At 71.4% G+C, this 18,337-nt stretch carries 13 protein-coding genes; all 13 read right to left on the bottom strand.

All coding sequences use genetic code 11. The features are described 5' to 3' along the window. Positions 1-60: 60 nt before the first annotated feature. The gene (locus tag ACZ69M_RS00915; RefSeq protein ID WP_470045833.1) at positions 61-1,455 is read right to left on the bottom strand and encodes an FHA domain-containing protein; all 1,395 of its coding nucleotides are present in this window, start codon (positions 1,453-1,455) and stop codon (positions 61-63) included. Positions 1,456-1,528: 73 nt separating this feature from the next. Then, positions 1,529-2,875, bottom strand: a complete 1,347-nt coding sequence (locus tag ACZ69M_RS00920) for a vWA domain-containing protein (protein WP_470045834.1) — start codon at positions 2,873-2,875, stop codon at positions 1,529-1,531. Positions 2,876-2,992: 117 nt separating this feature from the next. Continuing rightward, on the bottom strand, positions 2,993-4,396 hold the full coding sequence (locus ACZ69M_RS00925; RefSeq protein ID WP_470045835.1) for a PP2C family serine/threonine-protein phosphatase: 1,404 nt from the start codon (positions 4,394-4,396) through the stop codon (positions 2,993-2,995). Beyond that, a complete protein-coding gene (locus ACZ69M_RS00930) occupies positions 4,397-6,970 on the bottom strand; it encodes a serine/threonine-protein kinase (RefSeq protein ID WP_470045836.1) in 2,574 nt (857 codons plus the stop codon). 19 nt (positions 6,971-6,989) lie between these two features. Next, positions 6,990-8,315: a hypothetical protein gene (locus ACZ69M_RS00935; RefSeq protein ID WP_352050986.1), complete on the bottom strand. Its 1,326-nt coding sequence runs from the start codon at positions 8,313-8,315 to the stop codon at positions 6,990-6,992. An 82-nt stretch (positions 8,316-8,397) separates the two neighbouring features. Continuing rightward, positions 8,398-9,417, bottom strand: a complete 1,020-nt coding sequence (locus tag ACZ69M_RS00940) for a glutamate ABC transporter substrate-binding protein (RefSeq protein ID WP_470045837.1) — start codon at positions 9,415-9,417, stop codon at positions 8,398-8,400. A 29-nt stretch (positions 9,418-9,446) separates the two neighbouring features. After that, the gene (locus tag ACZ69M_RS00945; protein ID WP_470046333.1) at positions 9,447-10,898 is read right to left on the bottom strand and encodes a hypothetical protein; all 1,452 of its coding nucleotides are present in this window, start codon (positions 10,896-10,898) and stop codon (positions 9,447-9,449) included. 518 nt (positions 10,899-11,416) lie between these two features. Then, positions 11,417-12,430, bottom strand: coding sequence for an N-acetylglucosamine kinase (locus ACZ69M_RS00950; protein ID WP_470045838.1), 1,014 nt, complete (start codon positions 12,428-12,430; stop codon positions 11,417-11,419). After that, a complete protein-coding gene (locus ACZ69M_RS00955; protein ID WP_470045839.1) occupies positions 12,427-13,692 on the bottom strand; it encodes a 6-phospho-beta-glucosidase in 1,266 nt (421 codons plus the stop codon). The genes ACZ69M_RS00950 and ACZ69M_RS00955 overlap by 4 nt, the downstream gene beginning before the upstream one ends. Before the next feature lie 5 nt (positions 13,693-13,697). After that, positions 13,698-14,591: a carbohydrate ABC transporter permease gene (locus tag ACZ69M_RS00960; protein WP_470045840.1), complete on the bottom strand. Its 894-nt coding sequence runs from the start codon at positions 14,589-14,591 to the stop codon at positions 13,698-13,700. 5 nt (positions 14,592-14,596) lie between these two features. Further along, positions 14,597-15,538, bottom strand: a complete 942-nt coding sequence (locus ACZ69M_RS00965; protein WP_067370321.1) for a carbohydrate ABC transporter permease — start codon at positions 15,536-15,538, stop codon at positions 14,597-14,599. A gap of 15 nt (positions 15,539-15,553) precedes the next feature. Then, positions 15,554-16,891, bottom strand: a complete 1,338-nt coding sequence (locus ACZ69M_RS00970; RefSeq protein WP_470045841.1) for an ABC transporter substrate-binding protein — start codon at positions 16,889-16,891, stop codon at positions 15,554-15,556. 81 nt (positions 16,892-16,972) lie between these two features. Beyond that, on the bottom strand, positions 16,973-18,184 hold the full coding sequence (locus tag ACZ69M_RS00975; RefSeq protein WP_470045842.1) for an ROK family transcriptional regulator: 1,212 nt from the start codon (positions 18,182-18,184) through the stop codon (positions 16,973-16,975). Between the last annotated feature and the right edge of the window lie 153 nt (positions 18,185-18,337).

Consider the following 18,337-nt stretch of genomic DNA (forward strand, 5'->3'; position numbering starts at 1 on the left):
GGATTCCCGCTGTGACTCCCGCCGTGACTCCCGCCGTGACTCCTGGCGCGGCCTTCGCCGTCAGCCTCGCCTGATGGTGATCGTCGTCCAGGCGCCGACGTGCACCCGGTCGCCGTCCTGGAGCGGGACCGGCACGAAGGGCTGGATGGGCTCCTCGCCGCCGTTGACCGTGGTGCCGTTGGTCGAGTTCTGGTCGACGACCGCCCAGCTGCCGTCCGGCTGCTGGACCAGGACCGCGTGCTGGTGCGAGACGCCCGGGTCCTCCGGGGGCACCGAGAGGTCGATGTCGGGGGTGTCGCCGGTGGAGTGCCGGCGGCGGCCGATCGTCATCTGGTTGCCGGTGAGCGGGCGCTGCTGCTCCGGTGAGTAGGCGGGCAGGTTCAGGCCCGCGGCCTCGGGGCCGGAGCGCTGCATCATCGCCATGAAGTACTCGCGGTCGGGACCGATCGTCGCGCTCCAGGACAGCGGCTGGCGCTGCTGCTGGTAGTCGGGACCGGGGCCGGGCGGGGCCTGGGTGGCGCCGGGCTGCGGATAGCCGTAACCGCCGCCCTGACCCATACCCGGACCACCCGGACCACCCGGACCACCCGGACCACCAGGGCGTCCGCCGGGCGAATTGCCCGACGGCGGGGAGATCACCCAGTCGTCGTCACCGCCGCCGAAGGACGGTCCCCCGGACTGCGGACCGCCGGGCCCGGGCGGGCCCTGCTGCGGGAACGCGGGCGCGGCCGGCTGCTGGGTGAAGGCCTGAGGGGCGCCGGGACCGCCGGGCGTGGGCCCGGGCGGCGGCGGAACCGGACGGGACGGGTCCGCACCGAAGCCGCCGGGACCGGGACCAGGACCACCGAAGCCACCGGGGCCGGCACCGGGACCGCCCGGGCCGGAAGGACCACCCGGGCGGGACGGGTCGCCGCGGAAGCCCGACGGATCCTGCCCGTAGGGCGGAATCGGTTCCGCGGGGCGGTTCATCTGCGAGGGCCGCGAGCTCTGGTAGTCGAACGGGTCATGACCGGGACCGGTCGCGGGGCCGGGACCGCCCGGCTGCCCCTGCCCCTGCGGAGACTGCTGGAAGCGCAGCGCCGGATTGGGCATGCCTGGCGCGGGCGACTGCGGACGCGGCGCCGCCGGGGTGTACGAGGTCGCCGTGTTCGTCAGGAAGTTCCACCGGCACTCCTCGCAGAACGGCGCACCGCCCTCGCGGGGCGTACGGCACTGCGGGCAGAGCTCCGCCTCGGGATTGGGCACGGCGGACAGGTGCGGGCGTCCACCGGGGGCGCCGGGTCCACCCGGGCCCCCGGGACCGGGCGGCGGGGGCGAGCCGGGCGGCGGATAGCCGTAACCGGCGGCGGGCGGCGGCGGTGGAGGGGGCGGAGGCACGGCACCGGCCATGCGGTGACCGCAGACCTCGCACCAGTCGTCGGAACCCGACTGGTGTCCGTTCGGGCAGGTCGGCATGTCGGCGCTTCCCCCTCTCCTTTTCCGGCCGTTATGACCGGGTTTCTCCAGTTCCCAGCGGGAACCGGGCTCGCTACTTCTTTACACGAACAGTCTTTGTGGACCGTGTCTCAAGGGTCATTTCGTCGGCCTCTTCGACCCTTGCCTTCAATCGCACAGTACCTGCCGCGGCGTCGACCACGTCCACCACCTTCGCAAGCAGTTTCGCAGTATCGGCGTTGCCCGACGCACTCGCGAGCTGAACGGCCCGGCCCAGCTTGGCCGTTGCCCCGTCGGCATCTCCCGATTTGCGCAGATCCAGACCCTGTTGGATGACTTGCGCCAGTTCCGCCTGACCTGTGTAGTGCGCGACCTGGGAGTTGATCCTCGTCGAGGCCACCATGTCGTCGGTCCACACCGCCTTGACGAGGCCCTGGGCGCCGAGGTTGTGCACGCTCCCGTCGCCCTGCGGCACGACGAGCGAGACCCGGGCGGCCAGCATCTCCTGGCCCACTCCGGCCGAGGGGACCTCGACGCAGACGTGGTAGTCGCGGGACTCGTCGCCCCAGGACCCGGTGGGGTAGTCGCCGGCGCGCGGGCCCGCCGCGGTGCGGCGGTCGGTCAGCTCCTCGACCGTGGGTGCCACTTGCTTGACGAACTTGATCTCGGTGCCGACCGGGGTCCACAGGCGCAGCGCGACGTCCGCGACCTCCTTGCCCATGGCCGTCTCCATCATCTGTGTGAAGTCGGCGGACAGGGCGGCCGGGTCCGCGACGATGTCGGCGGTGCCGAGCAGGGCCGAGGCGATCCCGGTGACCTCCTTGACCTCCCAGTCCGTACCCACTCCACGCGCGTCACACGTGAAACGTCCGGCACAGGAGTCGAGGGCGGCCTTGAGGTCCTGGGGCGACTCGTGTTCGTTGCGGCCGTCGGTGAGCAGGATGCCGTGCCGGATCGACACCTCGGCCGAGGACAGCAGTCGGTCGGCGAGGCGCAGCCAGGTGCCGATCGCCGTACCGCCGCCCGCGCTCAGCCTGCGCAGCGCCTCCTTGGCCTGGCCGCGGGTCGCCGCGTCGGCCACCGCGAGGCGCCCGCCCGCGGGGTAGACCTCCTTGGCGACGTGCGTGCCGCCGATCACCGCGAAGCGCACGCCGTCGCGCAGGGTGTCGATCGCGGCGGCCGTGGCCTCGCGGGCGCCCCGCATCTTGGCCGGCGGGTAGTCCATCGAGCCGGAACAGTCGACCATGATCGCCACGGCGGCGTCCGGGCCCCGGCCCGCCGCGTACAGGTGGGGCGCGCCGACCGCGCTCCCGACGGTGCCGCCGCCGGTGGCGCTCACCGTGACGATCGCGTTGACCTCACGGCCGCCCTCGGGCAGGTACTCGTTCTGGTACACGTCGACCGAGAACTGTGGCACGTTCGACTTCGAGAAATTGGCCATGCCTTCTTCGTCCCCCTCAAGACCTCCGGCGGTTGGCGGAGGCGATGACTGTATGCGGACCGGTCCCCTCCGGTCCGAGGCCGTCCCCGTGGGCACGGATTGCGCCTTTTCGCGGCCTCAGGCCGATCCTGCCCCCTGCGGCGGGGCCGGGAACGGCACGACGGCCACTGTTACGTTGTCGTGGCCCCCGCCGTCCAGGGCGTGACCCACCAGGACCTGGGCGCTGTGCAGGGGCCTTTCGGCGGCGTCCAGCGGCACGACCTCGGCCATCTCCTCGGCCGCCTCCGCGTAGTTCCACAGTCCGTCGGTGCACACCACCACCACACCCGGCCGGTCCGGCTTGAAAGAAGCGGTGTGCGGCTCCAGTTCGTACGCGTCCGCGCCGAGCCAGCCCGTGATGGCGTGGGCGCGATCGTCGGCGTACGCCTGCGCCTCGCTCATCAGGCCCGCGGCGACCATCTGCGCGGCCCAGGAGTCGTCCTCGGTGAGCCGGGCGGGGGGTGAACTGCGGTCGACGGGGACCCAGTAGGCGCGGCTGTCGCCGACCCAGCCGACGATCAGCAGGGCGGAGGTGACGACGGCGCCGACGAGGGTGCAGGCGGGCGCGTTCTGGTGCGGGGCGTGCTCCTCGTGCGCGGGGGGCGCCTCGGCCAGCGAGTTGACGGCCTCGGCGGCCGCGAGGATCGCCTCGTGCATGGCCTGCTGCGGGTGGGTGCCGAGCGGCAGCGCCGCCAGCAGCGCCTCGTTCGCCGCCCGGGACGCGGCGAGCGAGGCCTCGTCGGGGCGGGTCGCCGAGGAGACCCCGTCGCAGACGATCGCGACGACCGCGGGGGAGCCGTCCGGCAGCGCGGTCGAGGAGATCGCGAACGCGTCCTCGTTGCGGTGGTGGCGCAGACCCCGGTCACTGACCGCGGCCACCGCATCCAACTCCTGCTCCATGTGGTCCCGTTCGCGCGGCTGGGCGTGCCCGCAGTTCTCGCAGTAGCCGTCGCTGTCCACATGGCCCGAGCGGCAGGCGACGCACAGTTTGGTGCCCGCGGGGGGCGTGACGGGTGCGCCGAGGTCCGCGGTCCGCGGATCGACGACGGGTCCGGCGGGGGCTCCGGCCGGCGGGGCGAGCGGGTACTCGTCGGGCTCCGGGGGCCGGTCGAACCGTACGCCCGAGGGCTGCCCACCCGAGGGGTGGTCGCCCGGCTGCTGGGCCGCCGCGGACTCCGTGTCCGGGTGGGGGAGTTCGGAGCCGCCCGAGTCCGTGCCCCGGATGTCGGCCGCCCGGTGCACCGGCGCGGGCGTGTCGGAGCTCGCCGGCTCCGGCGCGAGGGGCCAGTCCAGGGACGCGGCGGCCTCGGAGGGGCGTGTCGACGAGCCGTTCATGGTGATCGTGGGGTGGTCCTGGGGCGGTGCGGGCACCGCCGACAGGTCGTACCCGCACGCACCGCAGAAACGGTCACCCGCCTCCAGGGGCTCCTCGCAACTGGGGCACCGCGAAAGGGCCGTCGGCTGGGGCATCTGGGACATCAATCACACCCACGTCCGGGGGCGGTAACGGTTGGCACGTTCCACCAGGTCGATCCTCTCCTCGCCGCCCCGCGCGAGGCGGGCCAGCGTGCGGTACGAACGCTCCAGTGCGAAACGCAGACCGCGCTCGTCCACCTCACTGCCGAGCAGCACCGGTCCGCCGCCGGAGTGCGGGGCGGAACTCCGGCTACCGGAGAGTACCCAGTCCAGGGCGCAGCCCAGGACCTCCGTCGACAACTGCTCGCGTCGCACCGCGTCCAGACCGTATCCGTCCAGAGCCTCGACCTGTCCGGCCGCCGCTGTCAGATCGTCCAGGAACGCCGCTGCCGCCGCCTCCTCGGCCAGCCGCTGCCGCAGCCGTGCCCGGACCGCCGCGACCCGCGCCGCCGTGTAGTGGATCGACGACTCCGGTACGGACTCCAGTGTGCGTACGGAGCCGCGGCGGTCGCCCGCCGCGAGCTGCACGCGGGCCAGGCCGAACGCCGAGCTGACATAGCTGGGGTCGGTCGTCCACACGAGGCGGTAGTACTCGCCCGCGTTGTCCAGCTGCCCGAGCACCTCCGCGCACAGGCCGAGGGCCAGCTTCGGCGCGGGCTCGCCCGGGAAGGCGTCGTAGATCGCGTCGAAGGACAGCGCCGCGGTCTCGTGCTCCCCGGTCGCCAGGGCCGCGACCCCCCGGTACCAGACCACCCGCCAGTCGTTGGGATGGTCCGCCTCCAGCGCCTCCAGTGCCCTGCTCGCACCGGCCAGTTCGCCCATCTCCAGCCGGGCCCGCAGCTCGCGCAGGCGCAGCTCCAGGGAGCCGGTGGGCGCCGCGTGCAGCGCGGTGATCAGCTCCGCGGGAGCCGAGGCCATCAGGCCCGCGAGGAAACCGGCGTTGGGGTCGCCCGGGTCGACCCGGGGGACCGGCAGCGCGAGCGCGGTCGCCGCGGCGTTCAGCGGCTTGACCAGGGCGGCCGGGACCGGAGCGGCCGGGACGGGAGCGGGTGCCAGGGGGAGCGGCGGGGTCCCGTTCACCCCCGCTCCGTTGCTGCCGGGGGGTGGCGCGGGCGCGCGCCTTCTCCCCCGCAGGGGCACCGCGCGTGCCCCCAGCCGTGACACGTCCCCGTCCAGCTTCCCGAACAACTCCGTGTCCGTGACCTTCAGTTCCGGCCCGAACAGGGTGGACAGGGCCGGGCGAGCCCGCCCCGTCTGGAGGGACACGACCTCCCTGAGCACACCCGTCAGCTGCTCCGCCATCTCCTGCGCGGACGCGAACCGGCGCGCCGGATCGGGGTCGGTGGCGCGCACCAGGAGCCGGTAGAAGGACTCGTACGTGCGGAAGACCTCGATGTTGTCCGGGTCCGGCAGGGAGTCCACGAAGACGTTCGTGTACCCCTGGAAGTCGAAGGTCAGCACGGCCAGGGTGCGGGCGACCGTGTAGAGGTCACTGGCCACCGAGGGGCCGACCTCGGCCACCTCCGGCGCCTGGTAGCCCACCGTGCCGTAGATGGCCGACTCGTCGTCGTCCATCCTGCGCACCGCGCCCATGTCGATCAGCTTGAGCTGGTCCTCGGTCTGGATCGCGTTGTCGACCTTGAAGTCGCAGTAGAGCAGATTGCGGCTGTGCAGATGGCCGAGCGCCTCCAGGGCCTCGATGCCGTACGCGCAGGCCTGCTCGACCGGCAGCGGATCGCGCTTGCCGTCCGCTGTCCGGCGGTCGTTGGCGATCTCCTTCAGCGACTTGCCGCCGACGTACTCCATGACGATGTACCCGTCCAGCGAACCCGTCCGCTGGTCCAGGTGCTCCACGAAGTTGTAGATCCGCACGATGTTGGAGTGCTCGATCTCCGCGAGGAAGCGCCGCTCGGAGATCGCCGCCGCCATCGCGTCCTGGTCGCCGGTGTCGAGCAGGCCCTTGAGGACCACCCAGCGGTCGGAGACGGCACGGTCGACGGCGAGATAGACCCAGCCGAGCCCGCCGTGCGCGAGACAGCCCACCACCTCGTACTGGCCGTGCACGATGTCGCCCGTGTGCAGCTTCGGCACGAACGAGTACGGGTGACCGCACTTGGTGCAGAACCCCTCGGTGCGCCCCACCCGCTCACCGCGCGAACGGCCCACCGGCGCCCCGCAGTCGGAGCGCGAGCAGAACCGCTTCCGCTCGGGCACCTCCGGGTTCTCCAGCACCATCGCGCGCGGGTCGGGCCGCGGTACGTCCGGCACCTGCACCAGCCCGACGCCGAGCCGTCCGCGGCCACTGGAGGCGGCGGTCGAGCCCGAGCTGCGCACCGACACCGAGCGGGCGCTCGCGTTGCCGGACAGCGAGCGCGACAGGCGCCCGGAGACCGAGCGCCGCGACTGGGAGGAGCGCGAGGACGTACGGGAACTGGAACTGCGGGAACTCGCCCGCGAGCTGCTGCCGGAGCCGCGCGAGCCCTTGCCGCCCGCCGTCAGTCCGGTCGGGGGCGAGCCCACCATGCCGTTCGAGGAGACGACCGGCGCGAGGCCGCACGTGTCGCAGTACAGCTCGCCGCCGCCCACGTCCTCGTACGACCCCGGGCAACCGGGCCGCTGGCACTTCTGCTGCTCACTCACACTGCATCACCTTCAACGCTCACGCGTGGGGCCCCCTACGGTCGGTGGGCCCGCCCTGTTCGGGCACCCGCGGGCTGAGCAGATCGACGGCGGCCCGCTGATAGCGCAGCACCGCCTCCTCCGCCACCCGCAGATCGCAGGGCGCGCTCCACAGCATGCGTCGGGCCGCGTCGTAGCGCTCGATGAGGAACGGGTCCTCCGCGAGGCCGTGCCGGGCCACCTTCGCCTTGTACGCGTCGAGGCGGCCGCGCAGCTCCGCGCGGACCGCGAGCGGCGCGGTGACCGCGGTCAACGACTCGCGGGCGCGCAGCAGCTCGTCCTCGGCCTTCTCCTCCAGCGCCTCCAGGAGGGGCGACAGACGGTGCCACTGGGCGTGCCTGCGGTACTCCGCGGCCGCCGCCAACTGCTCCTGCAGCACCGTCGGCGGCCCGCTGACGGCCGGCACCTCGGACGCGGCGATCTTCGCCAGCACCTCACCGCGGGCACTCCTCGCCTCCGCGAGCGTGCGGTCGGCGCGGCTGAGCACGTCCCGCAGCCGCACGAGACGGGCCTCCGCGTCCTGGCGGACGGTGAGCACCGCGTCGATCTCCCGGCGCACGTCCTCCAGCGCGCGCGCCTCGCGGTCGTACGTCGTCGTGTCGGGACGTCCGCCGCCGGGCGCCGAACTGCCCTTCGTGGGCACCCAGAAGGCCAGCGGGTCGGAGACGACCTGCTGACGCAGGGTGCTCAGCGTCCGGGTGATCCGCTCCAGGTCGTCGCCCGCCGGGTGCTCACCGGGGCGTACGCCCACGGAGTGCGCGAGCTGGCGGGTGCGCTGGAGCTCCGCGGCCAGTAAATCGATCCGGGCGGGCAGCGCGGACCAGACGGCGTCCGCTGCGACGACCATGTCGAGCGAGGACGCGTACAGCTCGTTCATCCGCTCCACCAGTGCGACCAGCGAGAACCGCTCGCTGAGCCTGCCGGTGCCGGAGAGCGTCGGCGCGTTCGCCGCGGCGGTGGCCGAGCCGGCGACCGTGATGCCCGCGCCGCGCAGCAGTTCGGTCAGGTCGACCAGGTCCTCGCGGCTCGACCAGCGCCGCCGGGAACGGATGTCGCGGGCGGAGCGCAGCGCGTCCGTGTACGCGTCGAAGTACGCCCACAGCAGCGTGATCGACGCGTCCGCGGTCGACCAGCGCTCCTTGGTCGTGCCCGTGAGCTCGGCGCCTTCGAGGAGTCTGCGGCCCGCGTGGTCCTGCAGGGCGAGGAGCGAGGTCTCGATGGCCTCGTGCTCCGCGCCGAGCCGCGCCAGCGCACGGTCCACCTCGTCCCGGTCCATCACCGGCTCGGGGGGTCCCGTGACGCCCATCGATCACCTCTCGCTCTCGGTCGTGCCCGTCGCTTGCGTTCCCGCCGGCCGCGTCGTCCGCGCCGCCGTTACCCGGTTTCCGTTACTTGTAGTGCGCCGTGGGCGGGGTCGCCGACGGGGAGTCCGCCTTCAGGGTCGCGGACAGCCACTTGGTGTACGAGGCCTGCCAGCCGCCGCTCTTGCGGTAGTCCACGAGTACCTGGTTGACCCGGCGTACCAGATCGTCGGCGCCCAACTTCATCGCCACGCCGTAGTAGTCCTCGGTGAAGGTCTTGCCCTTCAGTTCGACCGTCGGGTCCTGCGCCGCCTGGCTGGCGGCGAGCGCGCCGTCGGTCACCACGGCGTCGACCTGACCGAGCTGCAGCCGCACCAGGCAGTCGAGTTGGTTGGGCACGGTGGTGGTGATGTCGGCGGAGGCGGTGAGCGCGCCCGCCTTCTTGTCGGCCGACAGCTTGTCGTACGCCGTCGAGCCCGCCGCCGAGCAGATCCGCTTGCCCGCCAGCGTCTCGCCGTACCCCTTGATGTCCGAGGTCTTGGGGGCCAGTACCTGCTGCCCGGTCAGGAAGTAAGGGGCCGAGAAGGCCACGTCCTTGAGGCGGGAGCAGGTGATCGTCATGGTGCGCACCACCATGTCGACCTGACCTGACTTGATCGCGGGGATGCGCTGGTTGGTGGGGATGGCGTGGAAACGGACGGCGTTCGGGTCGCCGAGGATCTCCCTCGCGATCTCGTGCGCGAGATCGATGTCGAAGCCCTCCAGGTCGCTGCTCTTCGCCGTGTTGTTCGGATCGCGGTAGCCCCAGCGGTAGCTGTTCTGGTCGACGCCGACCGACAGATAGCCGCGCTGTTTGATGGCCGTGATCGTCTTGCCGCTGTCGTCGGAGGACGGGGAGGGGCTCTGGTCCTGCGGGTCGGTGCACGTGTCGGCCCTGGCCTGGACGGCCTGGCCCACGCCCTGGCCGCCGGTGCCCGTGCTGCCGTCCCCGCGGGCGCTGCTCAGCGGCAGCAACAGGGCGAAGACCGCGGTGACGACCAGGGCGAGGGCCATCGCACCCACGCCGCCCCAGCCCTTCAGGCTCGCCCTCAGACGTCGTGCGGTCATCGCCATGCCCCCTTTCACCGCTCCCCCTCTCACCGGTACTCCGAAAGCCTGCGTCCGATGCCCAGCAGGGCGCCCGCCGCGGCCAGCACCGCGAGGACGGCCGCGCCCGCGGGGAGCCCGCTCATCGCGTCCCGGCCGTTGCCGGCCGACTGCTTGAACTCACTCTCCTCGTGCGTCAGCGCCGCCGCGAGGTTGGTGTCCACGCCGTCGAAGCACTCACCGGTCGGCTTGTCGGCCGCCGAACCGATCACCTTGTTCAAAGCGCCCTGGTAGTCGCCCGAGTCGTCGGCCGTGCGGGCCTCCTGGTGGCGGGACTTCCAGACCTTCATGTTGGCCGTCGCGGCCTCGACGGGCTTCTTGCCCGCCGTGTCGTCGGCGAGGCCCTCGGCCACCGCCAGGCCCTTGGTGAGGGTCTTCATGTCCTGCTGGAAGTCGTAGTCGTAGAGGTCCATGACCTCCGTCGCGGACACCTGCTTGGTCTCCGCGCCCCGGCTGACCAGCGTCAGGTTCTCGTTGCCCCGCGCCTTCAGGGAGGCGATCCGGGCGTCGTGCAGCACGTTCAGAGAGCGGACCCCGTGGTCGTACGAGGAGTTCAGCCCGGCCCGGGCCACGCTGTGCCCGACCACCAGCCAGAGCAGCACCACCGCGGAGGCGGCCGTGGCGGCGACCAGTCCCTGGTTCAACACCCGGTTCGTACGGTGGTAATGGCGTCGCTGGGCCCAGATGAGCCCGCCGAGCGCGAGGACGCCGAGACCGATCGCGGCCCACGGATAGGGCTTCGCGTCGGCGTAGTCGGCGCTCAGCCGGGCGTTCTCCCGCTTGTAGAGATCCTCGGCCGCGGGGAGCATCTGCTGCTGCATCTTCTCGTTCGCGTACCGCAGATACGCGCCGCCCAGCGGGTAGCCCTGCCGGTTGTTGGCGCGGGCCCGCTCGATCAGGCCCTTGTACTCCGGCAGCAGCTTGTTGAGCTTGGCGATCGTGTCCGTGGACGGGGATCCCGGGTCGGAGTTGGCGGCGGCGGTGATGAGCCCCTGCGCGGCCGTCCGGATGTCCTTCTCGTACCGGTCGCGGGTGTCCGCGCTCTCCTGGCCGCCCGCGAGGAACCCGCTGGAGGCCGCGGTGTTGGCGTCCGCGAGCGAACGGTAGATGTCCGCGGCGCCGGCGCTCAGCGGCTGGCTGCTGTGCAGTACGTCGTCCGCCGCGCTCGAACGTTCCGTCATCTGCCAGGCGGTGACCGCGCCGAACGCGACGACCAGGAGGGTGAGGACGGCGCCGATGAGACGCAGCCGGCCCGGTTCCGTCGTCGCCGCGGCGCGCAGACGGTCCACGCCCTCCGCCCAGGCCGTGCGGCGTGCGGGGGCGGTGTCGGGCGCGGCGGGTCTGCCCGGTGGCGAGGGGGGCCCGGACCGCGGCGCCGTCGCTGTCGCCGTCGCGCCGTACTGGGCCGCTGCCGCGCCGGACTGCGGCGGGACGGCCGGCATCGTGGGCGTGGCCGGCTGCCCCGGTGGCGCCGTGCCCTTTGGCGGCTGTGTCACTTGACCTCCCCCATGGTCATCCGTCGGTCACCTCCCCCGCGTGCGCGGGAGCACGAAGAGAGGTGCACGGCCGCAAGTATCGCCGCCGGGACTGACATCCGCACAGGCCTTGACTCGATCTTGTTCGGATTGCAGCCCACCCTTCGTACAGCGGTGGCCCGTTCGGACGGCAGCGCGATGCGCGGGCGCTCCGCGCTGTCCCCCTGACCATGAATACGCCGCCTGTGTGTGTTCGGTTCCCTTTCGAATGTGCCGGTATTGGGGTGTGTGCGAGGGGTGGTCCTTTTGGGTGCGGCCGGTGGGGCCGTTCGCGCGGTTCCCCGCGCTCCTGGGCCGCGGGGCTGCGCCCCCGGCCCCCATCAAACGCCGGACGGCCCCAGGCTTTCAGGGGCGCGGGGAACCGCGCGACCAGCCCCCACGCACCCGCAGCCGACAGGACCACCCGGGGTCTGGGGGGAAGCCCCTCAACCCCCCTCGTAGAAGGCCCGTACGCGGGTGTGGACCTCGGTGGGGGCTTGGATGTGGTCCAGGCCCAGGAGGGCGGCGCCCAGCACGGGGCGGGACGAGATCACCTGGGGGACCGCCTTGGGGGCCTGGGCCGAGAGGAGTTCGCGGATCCGGTCGTCGAGTTGGGGATGGCGGGCGGCAAGGACACCGCCCCCCAGGAGGACGGGGGTCTCCTCGGCGAGGAGATCGAGGCGGGTCAGAGCGACCGTGGCCATCGCGACGACCTCGTCCGCGAGCCGGTCCACGAGAGCGCGAGCGACCTCGTCACCCTCCGCCGCCGTCGCGAACAGCACCGGAGTCAGTTCGTGCCGGCGGTCGTGCTCGATGTGCTCCAGGTGCAGCGCCTCGATCAGGGCGTACATGGAGGACAGACCGAAGTGGGCCGGGAGGGTGTGGGACAGGGCCGTGGGCCCGCCCCGGCCGTCCTCCGCGCGGGCCGCGAACCACAGGGCCTCCTCCGCCAGGCCCCAACCACCGCCCCAGTCCCCGGAGATCCGGCCGAGCGCCGGGAAACGGGCGGTGCGGCCGTCGGGCCGCATGCCGACACAGTTGATGCCCGCGCCGCACACCACGGCGACCCCGCGCGGCTCCGCTATCCCGGCGCGCAGGATCGCGAACGTGTCGTTGCGCACCTCCACGCTCGTGCCCCACGCGCGCGCGTGCAGCGCGGCCGCCAACTGCTCCTCCTCCACCGGGAGATCGGCGTTGGCGAGGCAGGCCGAGACATGGGCCACGGAGTCGACGCCCGCCTCGGCGAAGGCGTGGGCGACGGCCTCGCCCACGGCGTCCACGGCCGTGGCGACCCCGACCACCGGCGGCCGGAATCCCCCGCCGCGCGCGGCCCCGACCACCCGCCCGTCCACGGACACGACCGCGACGTCGGTCTTGCTGTTCCCCGCGTCGATGGCCAGGACCATGCCCGCAGGGCCGGATCCGGCGGCCGTCCCGGCGCCGGGTCCGGATGACGTCATGCCCACGCGAGGTGCTCCCGGTTGTGCGCGATCAGTTGGTCGGTGAGGGCGTCGGCGTACTCGTACTGGCCGATGAGGGGGTGGGCGAGGAGGGTCCGGAAGACCCGGTCGCGGCCGCCGCGCAGGGCGGCTTCCAGGGCCAGGTCCTCGTAGGACGTCACGGCCGCCATCAGCCCCGCGTACAGGGGGTCGACCGGCAGGACCGGCAGTGGCGTCGGGCCGTGCGGGCCGACGGCCGCCTGCACCTCGATCACCGCGTCGTCCGGGAGGAAGGGCAAGGTGCCCTTGTTGTAGGTGTTGACCACCTGGTACGGGCTGCCGCCCCCGCCGAGCAGCGCGGCGGCGAGGTCGACGGCCGCCTCGGAGTAGTACGCGCCGCCCCGCTTGGCGAGCAGCTCCGGCTTCTCGTCGAGCGCCGGATCGCCGTACATCTTCAGCAACTCCCGCTCCATCGCGGCGACCTCCGCCGCCCGTGACGGCTTCGTGCGCAGCTCTCGTACGACCTCGTCGTGCGCGTAGAAGTAGCGCAGGTAGTAGGAGGGGACCACGCCCAGGCGGTCCACGAGGGTGCGCGGCAGGCGCAGGTCGTCGGCGATCGTGTCGCCGTGTTCGGCCAGCAGCTTCGGCAGGACGTTCTCGCCCTCGGGGCCGCCGAGGCGCACCCCGGTCTCCCAGCTGAGGTGGTTGAGACCCACATGGTCCAGATGGACGTCCACGGGGGCGACCCCGAGCATCCCGGCGAACTTCCGCTGGAAACCGATCGCCACATTGCACAGCCCGACCGTCCTGTGGCCCGCCTGGAGCAGCGCGCGCGTCACGATCCCGACCGGGTTGGTGAAGTCGATGATCCAGGCGTCGGGGTTGGTACGGCGGACGCGCTCCGCGATGTCCAGCACCACCGGCACCGTGCGCAGCGCCTTCGCCAGACCGCCCGCGCCCGTCGTCTCCTGGCCGATGCAGCCGCACTCCAGCGGCCAGGTCTCGTCCTGCCGGCGGGCCGCCTGGCCGCCGACGCGCAGCTGGAGCAGGACCGCGTCGGCGCCCTCGACGCCCGCGTCCAGGTCGGAGGTCGTGACGATCCGGCCGGGGTGCTCCTGCTTGGCGAAGATGCGTCGCGCCAGGCCGCCCACCAGCTCCAGGCGGTCTGCGGCCGGGTCGACGAGGACCAGTTCCTCGACGGGCAGGGTGTCCCGCAACCGGGCGAAGCCGTCGATGAGTTCGGGTGTGTAGGTCGACCCTCCGCCGACCACGGTGAGTTTCATGTGTGTCAACCCTTCACTCCGGTGAGCGTGACGCCTTCGACGAACGCCTTCTGTGCGAAGAAGAACACGAGGATCACGGGGGCCATGACCAGCACGGTCGCGGCCATGGTGAGGTTCCAGTCGGTGTGGTGCGCGCCCTTGAACGACTCCAGGCCGTAGGAGAGGGTCCAGGCGCCGGGGTTCTCGGAGGCGTAGATCTGCGGGCCGAAGTAGTCGTTCCAGGCGTAGAAGAACTGGAAGAGGCCCACGGCGGCGATACCCGGCTTCGCCATCGGCAGGACGACCTTCAGCAGGGTCTTCAGGTCCCCGCAGCCGTCGACCTTCGCCGCGTCGAGGTACTCGTTCGGGATGGTCATCAGGAACTGGCGGAGCAGGAAGATGGAGAACGCGTCACCGAAGGCCATCGGGATGATCAGCGGCCACAGCGTGCCGGACAGGTCCAGCTGTTTCGCCCAAAAGAGGTACATCGGGATGATGACCACCTGCGGCGGCAGCATCATCATCGAGATGACCAGCATCAGTGACAGGTTCCGGCCGCGGAAGCGGAACTTGGCGAGGGCGTACGCGACGGGGATCGACGACACGACCGTCAGGACGGTGCCGGCACCGGCGTACAGCAGGGTGTTCTTCCACCAGGTGAGGAAGCCGGGGGTGTCGAAGACCTTGTGGTAGTTGCCCCACTCCCAGGTGTGCGGGATGAGATCGCGGCTGAGTGCCTGCGAGTCGCTCATCAGGGAGGTCAGGAAGACGAAGACGAAGGGGAGGACGAAGAAGAGGGCGGCGGCCACGCCCAGGGCGTGGATCGCGACCCACTCCAGGAGCGCCTTGCGGCGGGCGGTGCGCTCGGCGGGCGAGACCGGGGCCCGCAACTCCACGGGCTTGTCGAGTACTTGTGTCATGGCTGTCAGTCACCTGCCTGGATGAGACCGCCCCGGCGCCGCATCAGGAACGCGGTGAACACCATGGACAGGGCGAAGAGCACGAGCGCGACCACACAGGCGGAGCCGTAGTCGAAGCGCTGGAAGCCGAGGTTGTAGACGAGCTGCGGCAGGGTGAGCGTCGACTTGTCGGGGTAGCCGGGCTCGAACTGCGTACCGGCGCCCTGGATGACGCCCGACGCGACCTTCCCGGCGATCAGTGGCTGGGTGTAGTACTGCATGGTCTGGATCACGCCGGTGACCACGGCGAACATCACGATCGGCGAGATGTTCGGCAGCGTGACGTACCGGAACCGCTGCCAGGCCGAGGCGCCGTCCAGCTCCGCCGCCTCGTACTGCTCCGTCGGTACGTCGAGCAGCGCGGCCATGAAGATGACCATCAGGTCGCCGATGCCCCACAGGGCCAGCAGGGTGAGGGCCGGCTTGGACCAGCTGGGGTCGTTGAACCAGCCGGGGGCCGGGATGCCGACCTTCTCCAGGATCGAGTTGACCGGTCCCGTACCGGGGTTGAGGAGGAAGGCGAAGGCCATCGTGGCGGCGACGGGCGGGGCGAGGTAGGGGAGGTAGAAGAGGGTGCGGAAGACACCCGTGCCCGTCTTGATCTTCGTGATCAGCAGGCCCACGCCGAGTCCGAAGACGACCCGCAGGCTGACCATGACCAGCACCAGCCACAGGGTGTTGCGCAGTGCGGGCCAGAACAGCGGGTAGTGCTCGAAGACGTAGGTCCAGTTCTTCGTCCCGCTCCACGTCGGCGGTTTGAAGCCGTCGTAGTGCATGAACGAGAAATAGACGGTCGAGAGCAGCGGATAGGCGAAGAAGACCGCGAAGCCGATCAGCCACGGCGACATGAAGGCGAGGGTGCGCAGCGCCGATCGGCGCCGCTTCGATGCGAGGGTGACGGTGCTCATGTCCGTGCCCGTCTGCTACTTCGCCTGCGCGATGTCCGTGTCGATCTGCGCGGCGGTCGTCTGCAGACCCGCCTTCAGATCCTTCGCCTTGCCGCTCTCGTAGTCGTATCCGAACTGCTGGATCGTCACGAGGTAGGTGCCGCCGTTGATGGACGCGGGAGTCGTCGTCGAGTTCGGGTTCGAGGCGATGTCCAGGAACGTCTTGAAGCGCGGGTCGTACTTCAGCTTCGGCGACTTGAGCGCGGCCAGTGTGGAGGGGACATTGTGAATGGCGTTGGCGAAGCCGACCACCGCGTCCGTGTCCGTGGTCATGTATTTGACCAGTTCCCAGGCCGCGTTCTGCTTCTTGCTGGTGGCCGCGATACCCGCGATGGTGCCGGTGATGTAGCCCTTGCCGTACTGGTCGGCCTGGTCGTCGGGAACGGGCAGCGGGGCGACCCCGATCTCGAAGTCCGGCTTGGCGTCCTCGGCCATGCCGAGCCGCCATTCGCCGTCCAGCTGCATGGCGACCTGGCCGGTGTGGAAGGGGTGCTTGGGGCCCCATTCGTCACCGAGCTTGGAGCGGTACTTCTCCAGCTTCTGGTAGCCGCCGAGTTCGTCGACGAGCTTCTTCTGGAGGGTGAATCCGGCGGTGAAAGCGGGGTCCTTGGCGAGGTTCGACTTGCCGCTGCTGTCGAAGTACGTCGGGGAGAACTGGCCGAAGTAGTGCTCGGTGGTGGACTCCCAGCCGTGGTAGTTCGGCATGAAGCCCAGCTGGGAGTAGGAGTCGCCCTTGGAGACGGTGAGCTTCTTCGCGTCCGCCTCGAATTCGGACCAGGTCTTCGGGGGGCTGGAGATCCCGGCCTTCTTGAATTCGTTCTTGTTGTAGTAGAGGCCGTACGCGTCACCGAGCAGCGGAACCGTACAGCGGTTTCCGTCGAACTGGGTGTACTCGTTCATCGCCTTCGGGAAGGTCGTCGCCGGGTCGATTCCCGCCTTCTTGAAGAAGGGGTTGAGATCGACAAGGGCGCCGGAGGAGCAGAACTTGCCCACGTTGTTGGTGGTGAACGAGGAGATCACGTCGGGAGCCTTGTCGCCGCCGGAGCGCAGGGCCTGGTTGATCTTGTCGTCGGTCATGTTGGCGACGATGTTGACGTGGATGTTGGGGTGCGTCTTCTCGAAGCCCGCGACCAGGGCCTTCACGCCCGCGATCTCGCCGGGCGCGCTCCAGGCGTGCCAGAAGTTGATCGTCGTGTCCTTGGAGGCGTCGTCGCTCGCGCCCGAGGACGACTGGCCGGTGCAGGCGGTGGTGAGGAGGGCGAGCGAGGCGGAAGCGGCGAGAGCAGTGGCGACTTTCCTGGATATTCCGGGCATGACAGGGTCTCCCTACGGCAGGGCGGCGGTGGTGGTGTTCGCGGGACGGTTCGCGGGACGGGGTCGGTCGAGGGGTGGGACTCAGCGGGAGGTGTCGAAGACCTCGTCGCGGGTGGCCGCCAGCGCGCTTTCCAACGCGCCGCGCAGCACGGGGTGTTCGTGTACGTCGCCGACCACGAGGCGCGGTCGGGAGGCGGCCAGCTCCTCCAGCTCGGCCTGCACCAGGACGCGCAGCGGTTCGCCGCCGGCGGTGAGCGAGGCGCCGCTGAGCACGACGAGTTCGGGGTCGAGCACGGAGACGAGTGAGGCGAGACCGGTGGCGAGACCGGTCGCGTACGTCTCCAGGAGCCGCAGGTGCGGCCCCTCGTTGATGCGGGCGGCCTGTTCGACGAGGGCGGCGGCGACCTCGGCGTAGGGCCCGGTCGGCACCGGCTGGATGCCCAGCTCGCGGGCGAGCTTGGGAATGGCCTGGGAGCCGGCCAGCTCCTGGTATCCACCGCTGTTGGCCTTGGTCACCTGGCGTACGAGGGGTGCGCCGGGCACGGGCAGGAAGCCGACCTCGCCCGCGCCGCCGGTCCAGCCGCGATGCAGTCGGCCGCCGAGGACGAGGGCGGCGCCGAGGCCGCCCTCGTTCCAGAGCAGTACGAAGTCCTCGTGTCCGCGCGCCGCCCCGAGCCGCTGCTCGGCGATGGCCACGAGGTTGACGTCGTTCTCGTACTCGACGGGCATCGGCAGCGCGGCCGCGAGTTCGTCGAGGAGGCTGGGGGAGTGCCAGCCGGGCAGGTGGGAGGCGTACCGCAGACGGCCGGTGTTGGGGTCGAAGGCGCCGGGTGTGCCGATGACGAGCCGGTGGACGTCGCCGCGGGCCAGCCCCGCCGCCTTCACCGCGCCGTCGAGGGCGTCGGTGACCTGGCGTACGACGGGCTGCGCGGGGTGCCGGCCGGGGGTGATCAGCTCGTACTCACCCACCGTCTTCCCCGTCACATCGGCGACGGCGGCGAGGATGCGCTCGGGCGTGACGTCCAGGCCCGCCGCGTGGGCGGCCCTCGGATTGACGGCGTACAACTGGGCGTTGGGGCCCGGCCGCCCCTCGCTCGTGCCGGTGGCCAGCACGAGTCCGGCGGCTTCCAGCCGGGCGAGGAGCTGGGAGGCGGTGGGCTTGGACAGCCCGGTCAGCTTGCCGATCCTGGTCCGCGAGAGCGGTCCGTGCGCGAGCAGCAGATCGAGGGCGGCGCGGTCGTTCATGGCGCGCAGGACGCGCGGGGTGCCCGGCGTACCGGCGGATCCTGCCATGTTTGTCGACACCTGCCTTTCAACTGCCCAGTCGCTCAGCTTCCCAGGGTGGCCGCGGGGAAGTCCACTGCAAGATCATTGTTAGGAAAGTTTCCTATTGGTGGGAGGAAGGTAGGCCGAGGGCCGCGGAGGCGTCAAGAGAAACCGCCCGCG

This window comes from Streptomyces sp. NPDC107454 (genome assembly GCF_055582885.1).

Coding starts and splice junctions, on each gene's coding strand:
- ACZ69M_RS00955 (WP_470045839.1), bottom strand. CDS start 13,692: ATGAAACTCACCGTGGTCGGCGGAGGGTCGACCTACACACCCGAACTC.
- ACZ69M_RS00945 (WP_470046333.1), bottom strand. CDS start 10,898: ATGCCGGCCGTCCCGCCGCAGTCCGGCGCGGCAGCGGCCCAGTACGGC.
- ACZ69M_RS00960 (WP_470045840.1), bottom strand. CDS start 14,591: ATGACACAAGTACTCGACAAGCCCGTGGAGTTGCGGGCCCCGGTCTCG.
- ACZ69M_RS00915 (WP_470045833.1), bottom strand. CDS start 1,455: ATGCCGACCTGCCCGAACGGACACCAGTCGGGTTCCGACGACTGGTGC.
- ACZ69M_RS00965 (WP_067370321.1), bottom strand. CDS start 15,538: ATGAGCACCGTCACCCTCGCATCGAAGCGGCGCCGATCGGCGCTGCGC.
- ACZ69M_RS00935 (WP_352050986.1), bottom strand. CDS start 8,315: ATGGGCGTCACGGGACCCCCCGAGCCGGTGATGGACCGGGACGAGGTG.
- ACZ69M_RS00970 (WP_470045841.1), bottom strand. CDS start 16,891: ATGCCCGGAATATCCAGGAAAGTCGCCACTGCTCTCGCCGCTTCCGCC.
- ACZ69M_RS00920 (WP_470045834.1), bottom strand. CDS start 2,875: ATGGCCAATTTCTCGAAGTCGAACGTGCCACAGTTCTCGGTCGACGTG.
- ACZ69M_RS00950 (WP_470045838.1), bottom strand. CDS start 12,430: ATGACGTCATCCGGACCCGGCGCCGGGACGGCCGCCGGATCCGGCCCT.
- ACZ69M_RS00940 (WP_470045837.1), bottom strand. CDS start 9,417: ATGACCGCACGACGTCTGAGGGCGAGCCTGAAGGGCTGGGGCGGCGTG.
- ACZ69M_RS00975 (WP_470045842.1), bottom strand. CDS start 18,184: ATGGCAGGATCCGCCGGTACGCCGGGCACCCCGCGCGTCCTGCGCGCC.